The 17,580-nt window shown below is 41.8% G+C and carries 10 protein-coding genes and 1 pseudogene; 9 read left to right on the top strand and 2 right to left on the bottom strand.

What is annotated here, in order from left to right; translation table 11 throughout:
• Positions 1–19 precede the first annotated feature (19 nt).
• From C825_RS12225 to C825_RS12240, 3 genes and pseudogenes are all read left to right on the top strand, one after another.
• On the top strand, positions 20–1,636 hold the full coding sequence (locus tag C825_RS12225) for a glycoside hydrolase family protein (protein ID WP_007658333.1): 1,617 nt from the start codon (positions 20–22) through the stop codon (positions 1,634–1,636).
• Positions 1,605–5,269, top strand: a pseudogene (locus tag C825_RS12230) (glycosyl hydrolase). The gene C825_RS12225 and the pseudogene C825_RS12230 overlap by 32 nt, the downstream one beginning before the upstream one ends.
• Positions 5,270–5,817: 548 nt before the next feature.
• Complete coding sequence (locus C825_RS12240; RefSeq protein WP_228100106.1) at positions 5,818–6,726, top strand: metallophosphoesterase; 909 nt, start codon at positions 5,818–5,820, stop codon at positions 6,724–6,726.
• A gap of 222 nt (positions 6,727–6,948) precedes the next feature.
• Here the strand turns inward: C825_RS12240 and metF are convergent, their stop codons facing one another.
• Positions 6,949–7,899, bottom strand: a complete 951-nt coding sequence (gene metF, locus C825_RS12245) for a methylenetetrahydrofolate reductase [NAD(P)H] (RefSeq protein ID WP_010802664.1) — start codon at positions 7,897–7,899, stop codon at positions 6,949–6,951.
• Positions 7,900–7,982: 83 nt separating this feature from the next.
• Here metF and C825_RS12250 point away from each other — a divergent pair, with 83 nt between their 5' ends.
• From C825_RS12250 to C825_RS12265, 4 genes are all read left to right on the top strand, one after another.
• Entirely contained in the window at positions 7,983–9,002 is a 1,020-nt protein-coding gene (locus C825_RS12250; RefSeq protein ID WP_010802665.1) for a branched-chain amino acid aminotransferase, read from the top strand.
• A 187-nt stretch (positions 9,003–9,189) separates the two neighbouring features.
• Positions 9,190–10,368, top strand: a complete 1,179-nt coding sequence (locus tag C825_RS12255; protein WP_010802666.1) for an ATP-binding protein — start codon at positions 9,190–9,192, stop codon at positions 10,366–10,368.
• Positions 10,369–10,400: 32 nt separating this feature from the next.
• The gene (nifJ, locus tag C825_RS12260; RefSeq protein ID WP_010802667.1) at positions 10,401–13,958 is read left to right on the top strand and encodes a pyruvate:ferredoxin (flavodoxin) oxidoreductase; all 3,558 of its coding nucleotides are present in this window, start codon (positions 10,401–10,403) and stop codon (positions 13,956–13,958) included.
• Between the two features lie 109 nt (positions 13,959–14,067).
• A complete protein-coding gene (locus C825_RS12265) occupies positions 14,068–14,724 on the top strand; it encodes a hypothetical protein (RefSeq protein WP_010802668.1) in 657 nt (218 codons plus the stop codon).
• A gap of 178 nt (positions 14,725–14,902) precedes the next feature.
• On the opposite strand, the gene C825_RS12270 is transcribed toward C825_RS12265, so the two are convergent.
• On the bottom strand, positions 14,903–15,937 hold the full coding sequence (locus C825_RS12270) for an aldo/keto reductase (RefSeq protein ID WP_010802669.1): 1,035 nt from the start codon (positions 15,935–15,937) through the stop codon (positions 14,903–14,905).
• A 109-nt stretch (positions 15,938–16,046) separates the two neighbouring features.
• On the opposite strand from C825_RS12270, the gene C825_RS12275 reads away from it, so the two are divergent.
• The gene (locus C825_RS12275) at positions 16,047–16,823 is read left to right on the top strand and encodes a Cof-type HAD-IIB family hydrolase (RefSeq protein WP_007658306.1); all 777 of its coding nucleotides are present in this window, start codon (positions 16,047–16,049) and stop codon (positions 16,821–16,823) included.
• A 53-nt stretch (positions 16,824–16,876) separates the two neighbouring features.
• Positions 16,877–17,419, top strand: a complete 543-nt coding sequence (locus tag C825_RS12280; RefSeq protein WP_007658305.1) for a beta-class carbonic anhydrase — start codon at positions 16,877–16,879, stop codon at positions 17,417–17,419.
• Positions 17,420–17,580 lie beyond the last annotated feature (161 nt).

Genomic DNA, 17,580 nt, shown 5'->3' on the forward strand with positions numbered 1-17,580 from the left:
ATTTATTAAATGTGTATCAATGAAAATAAGAAAACATCTTTGTTCTTCTATAGTTATTATATTGTCTTTGACTTCATGCTTGGAAGCAAAAAATAATGGCTCTTTTCGTATTATCCATAATAATGACGGTTCTGAAATATTGGGTAATTATTGGTTTAATCAGCGACCTTTGTCGGTGGATGATTTGAATCAATATGTGGATATGGTTTCCAATTCACAAGTTACGACCTATATGATTTGTTCCGGAAGTGATTTCTTGTATTACAGGTCCAAATACGGACGGGTTTTTGGGGACGATCGGGATGGAACATTGAACTGTGGCGACAATGTGAAGGAATATGAAAATTTCAAGAAATATTATCGGAATCATTTGAATCTGGAGAAAGAGGGAACCGATCTGATTCGGGCAACATTGACACGTGCTAAGAAAAATGGCTTAGAAGCTTTTATTACATACAGGATGAATGACCTACATTTTGCAGATACTTTGGGAAATTGTCCTGTATGGTATAGTGATTTTTGGATGAACCATCCGCAATATTGGACTAACGATCCTTCACAAGGATGGAATAGTGCCGGTGCACTCGACTTTTCGCATAAGGAAGTGCGGGAACATAAACTGGCTATCATCGCCGAGCAACTGGAAAAATATGAGATGATAGACGGTTTTGATCTGGATTTTATGCGTTTTATTGTAAATTTCAAAACGGAGGAATATGCACAAAATGTGGAAGTTATGACACAATTCGTAAGGGATATACGAAGCAAAGTAGATCAAATTTCAGTAAAGCGTGGAAGAAAAATATTATTATCGGCACGTGTCCCGCCTACTGTTCGGGATTGTTTGGATAAAGCTTTGGACGTAAAAACATGGATACGGGAAGGACTGGTTGATTTTTTAAGTATAGGAGTGCATTGGCGCGGAAATCCAGCTATGCCGGTGGCTCGTTTTAAAGAGGATTTAAATGGTTTGAAAATTCCCGTTTATGCCAGTATTGATGATGGTGGTTATAAGGCCCGTGAATTATGGTCACATGGTATGCATAGGGGGATGGCGTCACATGCTTTGGCTCAGGGAGCCGATGGGTTATATTTGTTTAATTTCTATTTTGGTCAATATGCTAATGCCGGAAAAAAATATACCTTGGAGCCTGGTAGTTTGGTATGCAGGGCGATGATTCCTGAATTGTTGCAGGAACTCGGCTCGTTGAATACATTAAAAAACAGGAATAAAATATATGCTTTATCAGATGGCATAAGGGAATACCGTGTTGATCCGGGTTCTCCTTTGCCATTGAATGTAGTAGGAAATGCTGTAGCTCCATTTTTTATAGGGGATGATGTAAAAAAACATCCGCCATTGGAGGCTATTCTTTTCATCCGTAATAATGAGAATACGGATTTTAAGGTATTTGTCAATGATATCCTTTTAGTAGAACAGCATTCGGAATATGTTGCTTTATACGATAAAGCACGCGGACTGAAAGGTAAAGAGTGTGAATATGCCTTTATTGTTCCAGTAAATGAAATGATTAAAGGATATAATAACATTCGTTTTGAAGGTGAGGGTTTTGTTGTAAAAAGGATTGAATTGGCACTAAAATATGGGGAGGTGGAAACGCATGGGTATTTTTGATAAGAAAAGGATAATAGTAGTTTGTTTCTTTGTTTTTTTCTGTCAGATGATTTTTTCCCAATCTCAGAAGTTTAGAGGATATCCGCAAAAGGATGCAGATATTCTTTCCGGATTTTCCTGCCCTCCGAAAGGTTATGGAAATGTTCCCTTTTATTGGTGGAATGGTGATAGTCTGAACAGAGAACGGATGAAAGAACAACTTGAGATTTTGTCAGAGTCGGCAACGGATGGTTTTGCTGTGAGTTATATTCATTTGGATCCTAAGGTAGATGTTGAAAATATGAAAGACGGGTATGGCTTGTTTGGAAAAACAGAATCAGGAAGGCCAAAAATCTTTTCAGAAGACTGGTGGAATACCTGGAGTTGGTTTGCAAAAGAATGTGCATCGAAAAATATCGGATTAGGATTGGATGATTATACGGTTGGTTGGATCGGTAATGGGTATTATTCTGATGAGTTACAGGAAATGGCAAAATTTCGTGGTTATCAGGGGGAACTGAATATTCAATCGGTAACTGTAAAGGGAGGAACAACTTTTACTTATGATATTCCTGATAAATTCTTGACAGCAGTAGTATGGCCGGGAAAGACAGATTTAACAAAATATATCTCCGGAGACAAACTTTTATGGGAAGTACCGTGTGATAACAGTTATAAAGTTTATATCATATCGACAAAAGAAAATCACCTTCTGCATCCAGATATAGGTAAAGAGTATGTTCGTGTATATTTCGATCGTTTCGAAAGACGTATGAGTGACGCTGTTCCTGACGGAATGAATTATTTTTTTCAGGACGAATTGTCATATCCTATTAAAATGGGATCATGGGCAGAAGATTTTCGGGATGAATTTGAAAAAAGGAAAGGGTATGATATAACTTTATATCTGCCGGCATTGAAAGAGTTTATAGGTGATATCACTCCTAAAATACGTTTGGATTATTGTGATGTCTTGATGGATTTGGCGGAAGAACGTTATTTTCGTCCTATTTATGATTGGCATGTTTCGCGTGGATTGATCTATGGTAGTGATAATCTGCGCCGTGGCAAGGATCCTTTAGCATATGTGGATTATTTTAGGGCAAATTCCTGGTATACAGCTCCCGGTAATGATGCTCCATCAACAGGCTCCAGTTTTCTGCAAACTAAGGTGTCGAGTTCTATTACTCATCTGTATGAACGTCAACGGACATGGTTGGAAGCTTTTCATAGCATGGGATGGGGAAGTTCTGCTTCATGGTTGACTAAGCAGATGGATCACCATTTTATGGCTGGTGGGAATTTGGTATGTATGCATGGATTATATTATTCTACCCATGGAGGTTGGTGGGAATGGGCACCTCCTTGTTTCCATTTTAGAATGCCCTATTGGCCGCATATGAAAAGATGGCTTGAATACACCGAAAGGCTGAGTTATTTGATGAGTCAGGGAACACATGTTTGTGACATAGCACTGATGTATCCGACAGAATCTTTGCAAGCATATCCTGAAGCTAATACTAAAATTACTTTCGATCAGGCTATGAAGTTGAGTAATGCCGGTTTGGATTATGACTTTATGGATTATCGGTCATTACAGAAGGCAAAAGTGGCAGATGGCTGTTTACATGTGGCAGGCGAGAAATATAAAATACTCATACTTGCTGATATGAAAGCATTACATTATGCATCTATGGAAAAAGTGTTGGAATTTTACCGGGCAGGTGGGATTGTCATAGCAACAGGGGAGTTGCCAAAGGCTAGTACGCGCATCGGGGAAAGCGATCCTGTTATGGATGCGATGGTTCGTGAAATATTTGGCTTGACTGCAGGTGAAGTTGTTCGGGGCAAAACAACGGACAAGCGGGTTAATACATCTGGTGGAACTGGAATATATATAGCTGGCGATGATCTGGTGGAACAGATCTGGTCACAGATTACCCCGGACTTCAAACCTGTTGGTGGAGCCGGAAAGGCTTTGCATCGGTGTATCGGGGAAAGGGATGTATATATGGTCATGGATGTTCCCAAAGGTACGGAATGTTTTTTCAGAGCTACTGGCAAAGTGGAATTGTGGAATGCATTTGATGGGACAATTATAGATTATCCTGTTGTCCGTCAGACAGAAGAGGGAACATGGCTTTTGCTTGAAAAAGAATCGGACAACTCGTATTTGTTCGTTTTTTCACCGGGAATACCGGTGTTTTTACCGGAATATCGGAAAGAATCGATACAGATTTACCATACTGCTATTACTGGGGTATGGGAAACAGAATTATTGCCAACAATGGATAATAAATGGGGGGATTATCGTTTTCCCGCATCGGATATGATAGGTGCTGAGGCTCGTTCGTTCAAGCATTGTGCGGCTGCATTATCACCTGATAATTGGATGAATCCTTATTTTGATGATTCTGGTTGGAAAGAAAGTATATATGGTTATGGGGAACAATTTGTAAGTTATTTCAAATCGGCAGGAGAGTCTATGAGCAATATATCTGATGTTTTGGCTGAAAGTAGGAAGCCGGGAAAAATATTGGAATTTTCATGGCAGTTCGGAGTCTTTGACAACCCCGGTTCACAGGGATGGCATGGACTAAAAGGAAAAGTAAGCGACGGTTTCTTTATCTTGGATCAGGGGGCCACCAAATATACCGTAGTATGGTTTATGCACCCGCAAAGGATAATTACCGAGTGGAAGTGTGTGGTATTAAACCGGATTTTCTATTGGTTGATGGGAAAGCTGTTAATGAAAATCTTTTACTAGATCAAGGTTGGCATCAGGTGGTTGTCGCCTATATCGGTACCCCCAAAATGGAATTTAAATTCCAGAAAGGTGCTTATAGGGATTTTCGAGAAAGAAGTGCTGTTGTGTTCTTCCCAGCATCTTCTCTTACACCAGAGAAACCGTCTACTTATGCCAAAGTCATTTCTACGCGTTGGGCTTTGGGAGATCATCTTTTGTATGATCCTTATGGAGGTGATAACCTTATGTGGAATTACCGTTTTCGTTCTGCGCCAGGTACGGAGGAATTAGAGATAACTGTAGTAGGGCAGGACCTGAAAATATGGCACAACGGGAAGGAAATAACAGGAAAAAATGTTCAGCTTCTTTCAACGGATCGCTCGGGTATATGCAAGTACCGGGTTATTATTCCCACTCCTCGGAAGGATGCAGGATTAATTGCTTTCTCGGTTAGGCGGAAACCTGGTTACCAAGGAACAGCTGTCATTTGCGAACCGATAAAGATAAAGACTGGCAAAGGTATACTGGAAGCTGGTAACTGGTCGGAAACAGGGGCTCTTAAGCATTATTCGGGGGGGATGTATTATAGGAAAGAGGTTGTTATACCCTCAATAAAATCGAATAATAAGGTAATTCTTGATTTGGGCGAAGTTAATGCGTCGTGTGAGGTAAAAGTCAATGGACAAGACGTAGGTATAGTTATGGGTTCTCTGTACACGGTTGATATCAGCAAACAGGTCAAATCAGGGAAGAACCATATAGAAGTTCTGGTATACAGCACATTGTCTAATCATTATCAAATTATCCCTACTCCCTATAGAGGTGACGGTGTGGCTGGTTTGTTAGGTCCGGTGTCGCTGACGGTTTGGGAAACTCCATCGCTTAAGACAAAAGTCCCTGTAAGATAATGTTTCCAGCGAAGACACATTATAAGAAGCAATTAAAAAGGCCTTTTTATAAATCCATGTAAATTATACCGAATGAATTTTGTCAGGATGTTCATTCGGTATAATTTGTTTTTAAGTTCTTTTGTATTGAAAATCAGTGAGCTGGTTGTATCTTATCAAAGATGCATTTTACTATATAAATTAGTAGCAGAAAAGGATATACTGCCAGATCCATAGTAATGAATAGTATGTATTTCATTTCTTTTTTCTTTTAAATTCCACCTGTAAGACAGAAATATTTCAAAAACCCCTATCGGCCTGACAGATTTTTTTGTATTTGTATGAAAAGAAGATGAGCAAAGGCTCTAAAAAGATGCATCTGGGTTTGAAATTGGGGTAATTTAACAAATAAGCTTTTTTCGGGAGATTGAAAATTTGTTCTCAACTCATCCTAAATCCGGGATGGTAGATATATTGACTTTTTATTATTAATATTGTAAGCCAATGCTGATAGCCTGCTACATCCGGCAGGTTACCGGCATGACTCTATAACCTATGAAATTTTTAATATGATGAACAGACGCTTATTTTTAAAAAAGGCATGCGGAGGGGTGTTGGTCCTGGCAGCTTCTCCTTCATTTGTATCCTGTGGTGGACAACGGCCTGTCCGGTTTGGGGTTGTTACCGATCTGCATTATTCGCGGCGGGAACCTTATGGGACCCGTTATTTCCCTCAGACAATGGATAAGTTGAAAGAGGCCATGGAGGTCTTCAACTCTTCCAATCTGGATTTTGTGATCGAAATGGGCGATCTGAAGGATCAGGATAACGTCTCTCAGCGGGAACAGACAATTACTTATCTGGATGAAATAGAAAACGTCTTTCAATCGTTCCGGGGACCGGTTTATCATGTCCTGGGAAATCATGATATGGATAGCATCTCCAAAGACGATTTCCTGCAACATACCTCCAATCAGGGGGATGCCGACAAGAAAGCTTATTATTCATTTGCCTTTGATAATATAAAATTCATAGTCCTGGATGCGAATTACAATTTGGACGGTACACCGTATGATAAAGGTAATTTTGACTGGACAAAGGCATATATTCCTAAAGACCAGATAGACTGGTTGAAAAAAGAATTGAAAGGAAATAACAAACCGGTCATCATTTTTATCCATCAGTTGTTAGACCGCTTCTCCGATATCAGTAAATCGCTTTGTGTAAGTAATGCGGACGAAATAGTTCCTCTGTTGGAAGAAAATGGGAATGTGCTAGCTGTATTCCAGGGACATCATCATGCGGGACATTACAGTTTCCGTAATAATATCCACTACTGGACAATGAAAGGGATGATAGAAGGAAACCTTCCCGATAACAACAGTTTTGCTGTTGTGGAGATCGATACGCAGAATAATATTCATATCGATGGTTTCTATAATTGTGAAGATAAGGATTTGAATCGCTTCACGGTGTAAAGTTATTCAGTTGATCTGCGTAAAGCAATCTAATGTTTTTTCAGACAGAGGTAGGTCTAAATAAATTTAGAGGTAGGTGTAAATTGAATTAGAGGTACGTCTAAATTCATTTACACCTACCTCTAATTTATAAGACATAGTAATGTTCTCCGGATTTAGTCAGTATTACGCTTTTTATCCAATCCGTTGTCTCCTGGCAATCGATTAGTTCCATCAACGATTTTAATATACTTCTTTTGCCACTTTATAAACACTATCCGTAGCCATCATTGTATAAAAATGCAGGCTGGGGACACCGTGGGCGATCAGGTCTTTGCATTGCTGGATGCACCATTCCACGCCAACCGCTTTTACTTCATCATCATTTTTGCATTTGCGCAATTCGGCTGCAAACGGTTCGGGAATGTCTGAGCGGAATATTTTAGGTAATACGGTCAGCTGGTTTTTAAAGACAACCGGCTTGATGCCTGGGATGATCGGGACATCGATACCTTCGGCACGGCAGCGTTCCACAAATGAATAATATTTTTCATTATCGAAAAACATCTGGGTAACCAGATAGTCGGCACCGTTTTTTACTTTCTCTTTCAGATAAAAAATATCCGATTCCATATTCGGTGCTTCCTCATGTTTTTCCGGATAGCAAGCCATACCGTATGAGAACGGTGTTTCGTTTGCTTCGAATGTGGAACCGTCTACGGCAATACCTTTATTGAAATTGTTTACCTGTTCCTGAAGGTCAGTCGCATGTTCGTGATATAAATCCGTATTTTGTCCGGCTTCCAGTGTTTTTACATCACCACGCAACAGCAGCAGGTCGTAAACTCCCAGGAAATTAAGATCGATCAACGCATATTCCGTTTCATCTTTTGTAAATCCCTTACATATAATATGTGGAACTGCCGGAATACCATATTTGTTCTGGATGGCAGAAGCAATGGCAACCGAACCCGGGCGCTTGCGGATGTTCACTTTCTGGAAGCTGCCGTCGGGCAAGGTCTTATAGATATATTCGCTATGGTGAGAAGTTATATTAATGTATTTAGGGTCGAATTCTTTCAGTTTATCAATCACATTATATACCTTCTGTATGCTGTTCCCTTTCAGAGGAGGTAGAATTTCAAATGAAAAAGCAGTCGTTTTACTGCCGTTGATCAGATCAATAACTTTCATATTTTAATTATTTTTGCTGCAAAAGTAACAATTATCATCCGAAATAGCTTACTTTTGCGCTCATAATCTAATTACGACAAGATATGGAAAATATGAATTGGTCTGATCTGGCATTCGGTTATATGAAGACAGACTACAATGTACGGTGTTACTATCGTGATGGTAAGTGGGGTGAATTGGAAGTTAGCTCTTCTGAAATTATCAATATTCACATGGCAGCTACTTGCCTCCATTACGGACAGGAGTCGTTTGAAGGTTTGAAAGCATTCAAGGGAAAAGACGGTAGAATCCGTGTGTTCCGTATGGATGAAAACGGCAAACGTATGCAAGCTTCCAGCCGGGGCATCAAGATGGCTGAACTTCCTGTGGAAATGTTTGAAGAAGCAGTCCGTAAAGTTGTGAAGTTGAACGAGCGTTTTGTTCCTCCCTATGAGAGTGGAGCAGCATTATATATCCGCCCGCTGATGATCGGTTTGGGTGCGCAGGTGGGCGTAAAACCGGCTCCCGAATATATGTTTATGGTATTCGTAACCCCGGTAGGACCTTATTTCAAAGGTGGTTTCAAACCGTCAAAGGTTTGTATCATGCGTGAATACGACCGTGCTGCGCCTTATGGGACTGGGACGATCAAAGTCGGTGGTAATTATGCAGCCAGCCTGGTAGCCGGAGAAATAGCGCATGAAAAGGGGTATGCCGCCGTATTGTATCTGGACCCGAAAGAAAAGAAATATCTGGACGAATGCGGTCCTGCCAACTTCTTCGGTATTCGTGGAAACAGTTACATCACTCCGCAGTCTCATTCTATTCTGCCGTCTATCACTAACAAGAGTTTGCAGCAGCTGGCTGAAGATATGGGACTGACGGTTGAACGTCGTCCTGTTCCTTTTGAAGAAATAGCTACATTCGATGAAGCAGCAGAATGCGGAACAGCTGCCGTTATCGCCCCGATTTCACAGATTGATGATTTGGATGAAAATAAATCATACGTGATAGCCAAGGACGGTAAACCCGGACCTGTTTGCGAAAAACTATATAACAAACTGCGTGGCATCCAATACGGTGACGAACCTGATACATACGGTTGGGTTACGGTAATTGAATAATCAGATAAAAGATGTTGACAGTTAATGTTTTTAGATAAACCGGAAGCATTAACTGCCAACTCTAAATTCTCAAACGTCAATACGCTTTGCCAACTTTGGATTGCCAACTGAAAATAAAATTGCTATCTCGGTATTGCAAAGTTGAGGATATTTTCTATCTTTGCGGTCTATATAGTAAGACAGTCAGGTGGAAGCATTCTTTAAAACACATAAATACCTTGTAGAACATTTGCATGCACCGGTACGCCGGGGGCTGATGGATGAGATTGATTGGAATGACCGGTTGATCGGGATCAAAGGCTCTCGTGGAGTAGGGAAAACTACTTTTTTGCTGGATTATGCCCGCGAACATTTTGGTGCTGATAATAAAGAGTGCCTGTATATAAATCTGAATCACTTTTATTTTACGGAACGTACGCTGGTCGACTTTGCTTCTGAGTTCAGGGCAAAAGGAGGGAAGGTGTTGTTGATTGACCAGGTTTTCAAATATTCCGGATGGTCGAAAGAGTTACGTTATTGTTATGATAATTTTGAAGATCTGAAGATTATCTTTTCCGGTTCGTCAGTGATGAGGTTGAAAGAGGAAAATCCGGATCTCTCAGGTAAAGTTGTTTCATATAATTTGCGTGGTTTTTCTTTCCGAGAGTTTTTGAATCTGATGTCGGGAAACAGTTTTCCGGCTTATACGTTTGAAGAAATAATCGGGAACCATCAGGAGATTGCGAAGAATATTTGTTCGGTAGCCAAACCGATGGCTTATTTTCAGGATTATTTGCATCATGGTTTTTATCCGTTCTTCCTGGAGAAACGCAATTTCTCAGAGAACCTGTTGAAGACAATGAATATGATGCTGGAGGTAGATGTCTTGTACATCAAGCAAATCGAGCAAAGTTATCTGCCCAAACTCCGCAAACTGTTGTATCTGCTGGCTATCAGCGCACCGTGTACGCCGAATGTCAGTCAGTTGAGCAAAGAAATAGAAACGTCACGGGCTACAGTGATGAATTATATAAAATATCTGACCGATGCCCGTTTAATGAATATGTTATATCCGGTAGGCGAATCGTTTCCGAAAAAACCATCTACCGTGTATATGTACAATTCGAATCTGATGTACCCCATCCGTCCGATGGAGGTAAATGTGCAGGCTGTGCGCGAATCTTTTTTCTATAACCAGCTTTTGAAAGACAATACGCTAAATGAGGGAATGAAGAACGCACACTTTTTGGTAAACGGAAAGTATAATTTCAGGATAGAGGAAAGTATGAAAGTAAAAAACAATCCCGATTTATACTATGCTGTAGACAAGGTCGAAGTAGGAGAAGAGAATATGATCCCGCTTTGGCTGTTTGGCTTTTTATACTAAGAAATTCTTTTAAATACTAATAGTAAAAGTCTATGACAAAACAGAAGAAATTTTTGACCTGTGATGGTAACCAGGCTGCTGCTCATATTTCATATATGTTCAGCGAAGTAGCCGCTATCTACCCCATCACTCCGTCGTCTACAATGGCAGAATATGTAGACGAATGGGCTGCCGCCGGACGTAAGAACATTTTCGGCGAAACTGTTATGGTACAGGAAATGCAATCAGAAGGTGGTGCTGCAGGTGCAGTTCACGGTTCTTTGCAGGCTGGTGCCCTGACTTCAACTTACACGGCTTCTCAGGGATTGTTGCTGATGATCCCTAACATGTACAAGATTGCCGGTGAGTTGCTTCCTTGCGTATTCCATGTATCTGCCCGTACACTGGCATCTCATGCCTTGTGTATCTTCGGCGATCATCAGGATGTTATGTCTGCTCGTCAGACTGGTTTCGCAATGTTGGCAGAAGGTTCTGTTCAGGAAGTTATGGACTTGGCGGGTGTAGCTCACCTGGCTACTATCAAGTCTCGCGTTCCTTTCGTGAACTTCTTCGACGGTTTCCGTACATCTCACGAAATCCAGAAGATCGAAGCTCTGGAAAATGATGACCTGGCTCCGCTGATCGACCAGAAGGCGTTGGCTGAATTCCGTGCACGTGCTTTGAATCCGGAAAAACCGGAAGCTCGCGGTATGGCTGAAAACCCGGATCACTTCTTCCAGCACAGAGAATCTTCAAACAAATACTATGAAGCAGTTCCTGCTATCGTAGAAGAATATATGAACGAAATCTCCAAACTCACAGGCCGTAAATATGGTTTGTTCGATTACTACGGAGCAGAAGATGCAGAACGCGTGATTATCGCAATGGGTTCTGTAACCGAAGCTGCCCGCGAAGCTATCGACCACCTGACTGCTCAGGGTGAAAAAGTAGGTTTGGTTTCTGTTCATTTGTATCGTCCGTTCTCTGCTAAGCACTTCCTGGCAGCTGTTCCTAAGACTGCAAAACGTATCGCAGTTCTTGACAGAACAAAAGAACCGGGTGCAACTGGCGAACCTTTGTATCTGGATGTAAAAGACTGTTTCTACGGACAGGCTGACGCTCCGGTTATCGTGGGTGGCCGTTATGGTCTGGGTTCTAAAGATACTACTCCGGCACAGATTCTTGCCGTTTACGAAAATCTGGCATTGCCGATGCCGAAGAATCAGTTCACACTGGGTATCGTAGACGATGTTACATTCACTTCTCTTCCTCAGAAAGAAGAAATCGCTTTGGGCGGTGAAGGTATGTTCGAAGCTAAGTTCTACGGATTAGGTGCTGACGGTACGGTGGGTGCTAACAAGAACTCTGTAAAGATTATTGGTGACAATACAGACAAATATTGCCAGGCATACTTCTCTTACGACTCTAAGAAGTCCGGTGGTTTCACTTGTTCTCACCTGCGTTTCGGAGATCATCCGATTCGTTCTACTTATTTGGTAAATACTCCGAACTTCGTTGCTTGTCACGTTCAGGCTTATCTGCGTATGTACGATGTTACTCGCGGTTTGCGTGAAAATGGTACATTCCTGCTGAACACTGTATGGAATGGTGAAGAGTTGGCTAAACACCTGCCGAACAAGGTAAAACGTTATTTCGCTCAGAAAAATATTACTGTTTACTATATCAATGCAACACAGATTGCTTTGGAAATTGGTTTGGGTAACCGTACCAATACAATCCTTCAGTCTGCATTCTTCCGCATCACAGGTGTAATTCCTGTTGATCTGGCTATCGAACAGATGAAGAAATTCATCGTGAAGTCTTACGGAAAGAAGGGTGAAGATGTAGTTAACAAGAACTATGCTGCTGTCGATCGTGGTGGCGAATATACTCAACTGACAGTTGATCCGGACTGGGCTAACCTGCCGGACGATGAAGTTGTAGCAAACAACGATCCTGCTTTCATCAACGAAGTAGTTCGTCCTATCAATGCTCAGGATGGTGACTTGCTGAAAGTTTCTGCATTCGAAGGTATCGAAGACGGTACATGGCATCAGGGAACAGCTAAATATGAAAAACGTGGTGTAGCCGCTTTCGTTCCTGTTTGGGAACCGGATAACTGTATCCAGTGTAACAAGTGTGCATATGTTTGTCCTCACGCTTCTATCCGTCCGTTCGTGTTGGATGCTGCTGAACAGGCTGCTGCTCCGTTCAATAACTCTTTGAAAGCAACAGGTAAACAATTCGAAGGAATGCAGTTCCGTATTCAGGTAGACGTTCTTGACTGTCTGGGTTGTGGTAACTGTGCCGATGTTTGTCCGGGTAATCCGAAGAAGGGTGGTAAAGCGCTTAAGATGGCTGCTTTGGAAACTCAATTGGATGAAGCTCCGAACTGGGATTTCTGTGCTGAAAAGGTGACAACAAAACAACATTTGGTTGACATCAAGGCTAACGTGAAGAACTCTCAGTTTGCAACTCCGTTGTTTGAGTTCTCCGGTGCTTGCTCCGGTTGTGGTGAAACTCCGTACGTGAAGTTGGTAACTCAGCTGTTCGGTGACCGTGAAATGGTAGCTAACGCAACAGGTTGTTCTTCTATCTATTCAGGTTCAGTACCTTCTACTCCTTATACAACAAATGATAAGGGTCAGGGTCCGGCTTGGGCTAACTCATTGTTCGAAGACTTCTGCGAATTCGGTCTGGGTATGGAATTGGCTAACGAAAAGATGCGTGCACGCCTGACAAATGCGATGAACGAAATTATCGCTGCCGACAATGCTCCTGCTGAAGCTAAGGAAGTTCTGAAGGCTTGGGTTGAAAATCAGAATGATGCCGATAAGACAAAAGAACTGGCTCCTCAGGTATTGGCTATTGCTGAAGAAGGTATCACTCACGGGTGTCCGCTTAGCGCACAGATCAAGGAGCTTTCTCACTTCCTGGTAAAACGTTCACAGTGGATTATCGGTGGTGACGGTGCTTCTTACGATATCGGTTACGGTGGTCTTGACCATGTAATTGCTTCAGGTAAGAACGTTAACATCCTGGTATTGGATACTGAAGTTTATTCAAATACGGGAGGCCAGTCTTCTAAAGCTACTCCGGTAGGTGCAATCGCTAAGTTTGCTGCTTCCGGTAAGAGAATCCGCAAGAAAGACCTGGGTCTGATGGCTACAACTTACGGTTATGTTTATGTTGCTCAGATCGCAATGGGTGCCGACCAGGCTCAGACATTGAAAGCGATCCGCGAAGCTGAAGCTTATGATGGTCCTTCATTGATCATTGCTTACGCTCCTTGTATCAACCACGGTTTGAAGAAGGGTATGGGTAAGAGCCAGCAGGAAGAAGCTGATGCAGTAGCATGTGGTTACTGGCATTTGTGGCGTTACAACCCGGCTTTGGAAGAAGAAGGCAAGAATCCGTTCACTTTGGATAGCAAAGAACCGGATTGGAGCAAATTCCAGGACTTCCTGAAGGGTGAAGTACGTTTCGCATCTCTGACAAAACAATTCCCGGCCGAAGCCGCTCAATTGTTCCAGGCTGCCGAAGACAACGCTAAGTGGAGACTTAACAACTACAAGCGTTTGGCTAAACAGCAGTGGGGTGTTGAAGAATAATTGATTATTTGATCATCTAAATAGTAAAACGGAATCTTCGAAAGAGGGTTCCGTTTTTTTGTATAAGCCAAATAAATCGTACCTTTAGCGAAACTAAACAAACAAGCAAATGGCGAAAAATAAAAGCAAGCAGAATCAGTTTCAGTTACTCTCTCCTGAAAAGTATATTCGTTTGAAAGCTAGAAATTTACCGATAGAGGTGTGTTATGTTTCCGATGACTGGAAAGATGAAAGAGGGGCTGTAGCGGAAGTGATCGTAGTTCGTCGTCATGCCGGTGGAAATTATACATTCGGAGTTTACGTCGTAGATACGTTGTGTCTGGGAGTGAAACATTCTGTATATAGGTTTAATGTGCCACCGGATGAGTATGACGATTTTGTTGAAAGAACGGCAACTGATTGCGGTATTAAAATCAGTTATAATGAAGCTCATAATTTTATTTATGGGGCTATAGCGTTTGCCGAAGAGTTCGGGATCAAACCGGATAAGAGTTTTGCCTTGACGCAATATATACTGGAAGAGGATACGGAAGAGATTCCTTTGATTGAATATAAATATGGGAGAGGTGGCCGCCCTCACCTGGTTGCCGAAACTTCTCTTGAGGCAAGTAAATATATCCCTATACTGGAAGAATCCACAGGCGGCGATTTCGGTCTTGAGATATTGGAAGATCGTGATGTGTTTGATGATGATGAATTCGACGACGAATTCGATGATGACGAATTTGATGATGAATATGACGAGGAGGATAATAAGACAATGTAAGAATATTACAATAATAATATAGAGGGAATTGGTTCAGTTTTTGTCAAAAGTGAACTATCCTGTCCCCGTGCTTGACACGGGCCGCAAGAGAACTGGCGGTATCAAAAGATATTATAGGAAACGGTCTGTGCCTTTGTGATCCCGTGTCAAGCACGGGAACGGGATAGCTCAATTCTTTCTAAAATTGAATCTGTGCATTCAAAAACGGGAATTGTGCCTGGTGCCAATATGGATAAATAGGGGTGACCTGGCTGGCATTATCCAGTCTTTTTACCTGTTCCGGTGTCAGGTTCCAGCCGACAGCCTCCAGATTCTGTTTTAATTGTTCTTCTGTGCTGGCCCCGATTATCAGGCTGGAAACAGTTGGGCGTTGCAGTAACCAGTTCAGCGCACATTGTGCTACCGAATGTCCTGTCTCTTCTGCTATTTCATCCAATACATCCATTATATTATATAAACGTTCATAGGAAGTAGCTTCATCGGGGATAGGACTTCCGCCGCGAGCCACACGTCCGTCGGCCGGTATCGGATTGTTGCGCCGGTATCTTCCGCCCAGACGTCCTGCTGAAAGAGGACTCCAGATGATGGAACCTACCTTCTGATCGATTCCGAGCGGCATTAATTCCCATTCAAACTCCCTGTTGAGCAAAGAATAATGAACCTGCTGTGCCACATAACGACTCCAGCCATAGCGTTCGGAGACAGACAAAGCCTTCATCAGATGCCATCCGGAGAAATTAGAACAAGCGATATACCGTATTTTTCCGGCAGTGATCAGATCATCCAGAGCGCGAAGCGTTTCTTCTACCGGCGTATTGGCGTCAAATCCATGCATATGATAAATATCAATATGATCGGTATTCAGCCGTTTCAGGCTGGCTTCGCAGGCCTCGATGAGGTGGAAGCGGGAAGAACCCATAGCGTTGCGTCCTTCCGGATTCAGGTTGAATGTGGCTTTGGTCGATATCAACAGTTTATTTCTCAGTCCTTCAACAGCTTTTCCCAATATCGTTTCAGAAAGTCCGTCTGAATATGCGTCAGCGGTGTCGAACAGGTTTACACCCGCATCGAGACAAAGGTTTATCATGCGTCTGGCTTCGTCCACTTGGGTATGTCCCCATCCTTCGAAACCGTTTGTACCTCCAAAAGTAGCAGTCCCTAAACAAAGCACGGGTACATAAAGTCCCGATCCTCCTAATTGTCTGTATTCCATAGCTTACCTATTAAATTGTTATTAAGATCTTACTTACAAAGGTATATAAAAATCCGCATGTGTTTATTTATTCTTATCTTTGTATCAAATTTAGGTTATTAGAAAAAGTATGGTTAAGGCAATTTTCTTCGATATAGACGGGACGTTGGTCAGTTTTAAGACACATGAAGTACCCCGCTCTACCATTGACGCATTGGATATCTTACGGAAGAAAGGTATTAAAGTTTTTATAGCAACAGGTCGTCATTACAGTTCCATCAACAATCTGGGAGATTTAAAATTTGACGGATATGTTACACTGAACGGTGGATATTGTTTTGCCGGAGAAGACAAAGTGATCTATAAACACAGCATTCCCGACAGGGATATCGATGCATTGATCCGCTATTTGGAAACTGAAGAGTCTTTCCCCTGTGCTTTTGTCCAGGAAAAAGAAATCTTTATGAATTATAAGGATGAAACAGTGGAAGAAATTTTTAATATGCTGAATTTTCCGGAGCCGCCTATCCGTCCTCTGAGTGAAATGAAGGGAAAGACGGTCTACCAGTTAGTCTCATTTTTTACTGCCGAACAGGAGAAAAAGATCATGTCTATCTTATCCCATTGCGAATCCACTCGCTGGAATCCGTTGTTTACCGATGTGGTACCTGCCGGGAGCAGCAAGCGGATCGGTATTGATAAAATGCTGGAATACTTTAAGATACCATTAAAAGAATGTATGGCTTTCGGTGATGGCGGTAATGATATAGCCATGCTTCAGCATGCCGGGATCGGGGTTGCTATGGGGAATGCTGACGACGACGTAAAACAATATGCGGATTATGTAACCGATTCTGTTGATGAGGACGGGATATTCAAAGCCTTGAAATTCCACAACATTATTTAAACCAGTGTTGTTATTTATATAGCTAGTGTTATTATTAAAAGAAAGACAGACTCATGATAGACGAATTACTTGAATACAACCGGGGATTTGTAGATAAGAAAGGATATGAAAAGTTTATAACGAATAAGTATCCCGATAAAAAGATTGCCATCGTATCCTGTATGGATACTCGTCTGATAGAATTGCTTCCTGCCGCATTGGGCATAAAGAATGGCGACGTGAAAATCATAAAGAATGCCGGTGCAATCATTTCACATCCGTTCGGCAGTGTGATACGCAGTCTGATGGTCGCTATTTATGAACTGGGAGTGGTCGAGATCATGATCATTGGTCATTCTGATTGTGGTGCCCAGCATATGGACAGCGACGAGATGATCGAAGCAATGAAGAAACGGGGTATTCCCGCTGAGCGAATCGATATGATCCGTTACTGCGGAATCGATTTTAAATACTGGCTTCGTGGGTTTGACTCGACAGAATGCTCAGTAAAAGATACAGTCGAACAAGTTCGCAACCACCCGTTGATTCCTACCGATATTACGGTTAGAGGCTTTGTAATTAATTCAGTTACAGGTGAATTGACCGAAGTGGAGTAGGGAGGTTATCTTCTGAAAATCTATTTCTATAGATTAAATAAATGTAAAGATAGAAATAATTTATATGTTTTATAGCATAGTTTTGGAAAAAGTGCTTATCTTTGCACTGTAAACAAAAAGAAAAGATTAAGGTTTAGGTTAATTATTAACGAGTCTTCCAA

The organism is Parabacteroides sp. ASF519 (assembly GCF_000364265.2).
Lineage (GTDB): Bacteria > Bacteroidota > Bacteroidia > Bacteroidales > Tannerellaceae > Parabacteroides > Parabacteroides goldsteinii.

What these genes read in the sequence shown, in the direction of transcription:
- C825_RS12250 (WP_010802665.1), top strand. Translation starts at nt 7,983, where the DNA reads ATGGAAAATATGAATTGGTCTGATCTGGCATTCGGTTATATGAAGACA.
- C825_RS12240 (WP_228100106.1), top strand. Translation starts at nt 5,818, where the DNA reads ATGATGAACAGACGCTTATTTTTAAAAAAGGCATGCGGAGGGGTGTTG.
- C825_RS12275 (WP_007658306.1), top strand. Translation starts at nt 16,047, where the DNA reads ATGGTTAAGGCAATTTTCTTCGATATAGACGGGACGTTGGTCAGTTTT.
- C825_RS12270 (WP_010802669.1), bottom strand. Translation starts at nt 15,937, where the DNA reads ATGGAATACAGACAATTAGGAGGATCGGGACTTTATGTACCCGTGCTT.
- C825_RS12225 (WP_007658333.1), top strand. Translation starts at nt 20, where the DNA reads ATGAAAATAAGAAAACATCTTTGTTCTTCTATAGTTATTATATTGTCT.
- nifJ (WP_010802667.1), top strand. Translation starts at nt 10,401, where the DNA reads ATGACAAAACAGAAGAAATTTTTGACCTGTGATGGTAACCAGGCTGCT.
- C825_RS12280 (WP_007658305.1), top strand. Translation starts at nt 16,877, where the DNA reads ATGATAGACGAATTACTTGAATACAACCGGGGATTTGTAGATAAGAAA.
- C825_RS12265 (WP_010802668.1), top strand. Translation starts at nt 14,068, where the DNA reads ATGGCGAAAAATAAAAGCAAGCAGAATCAGTTTCAGTTACTCTCTCCT.
- metF (WP_010802664.1), bottom strand. Translation starts at nt 7,899, where the DNA reads ATGAAAGTTATTGATCTGATCAACGGCAGTAAAACGACTGCTTTTTCA.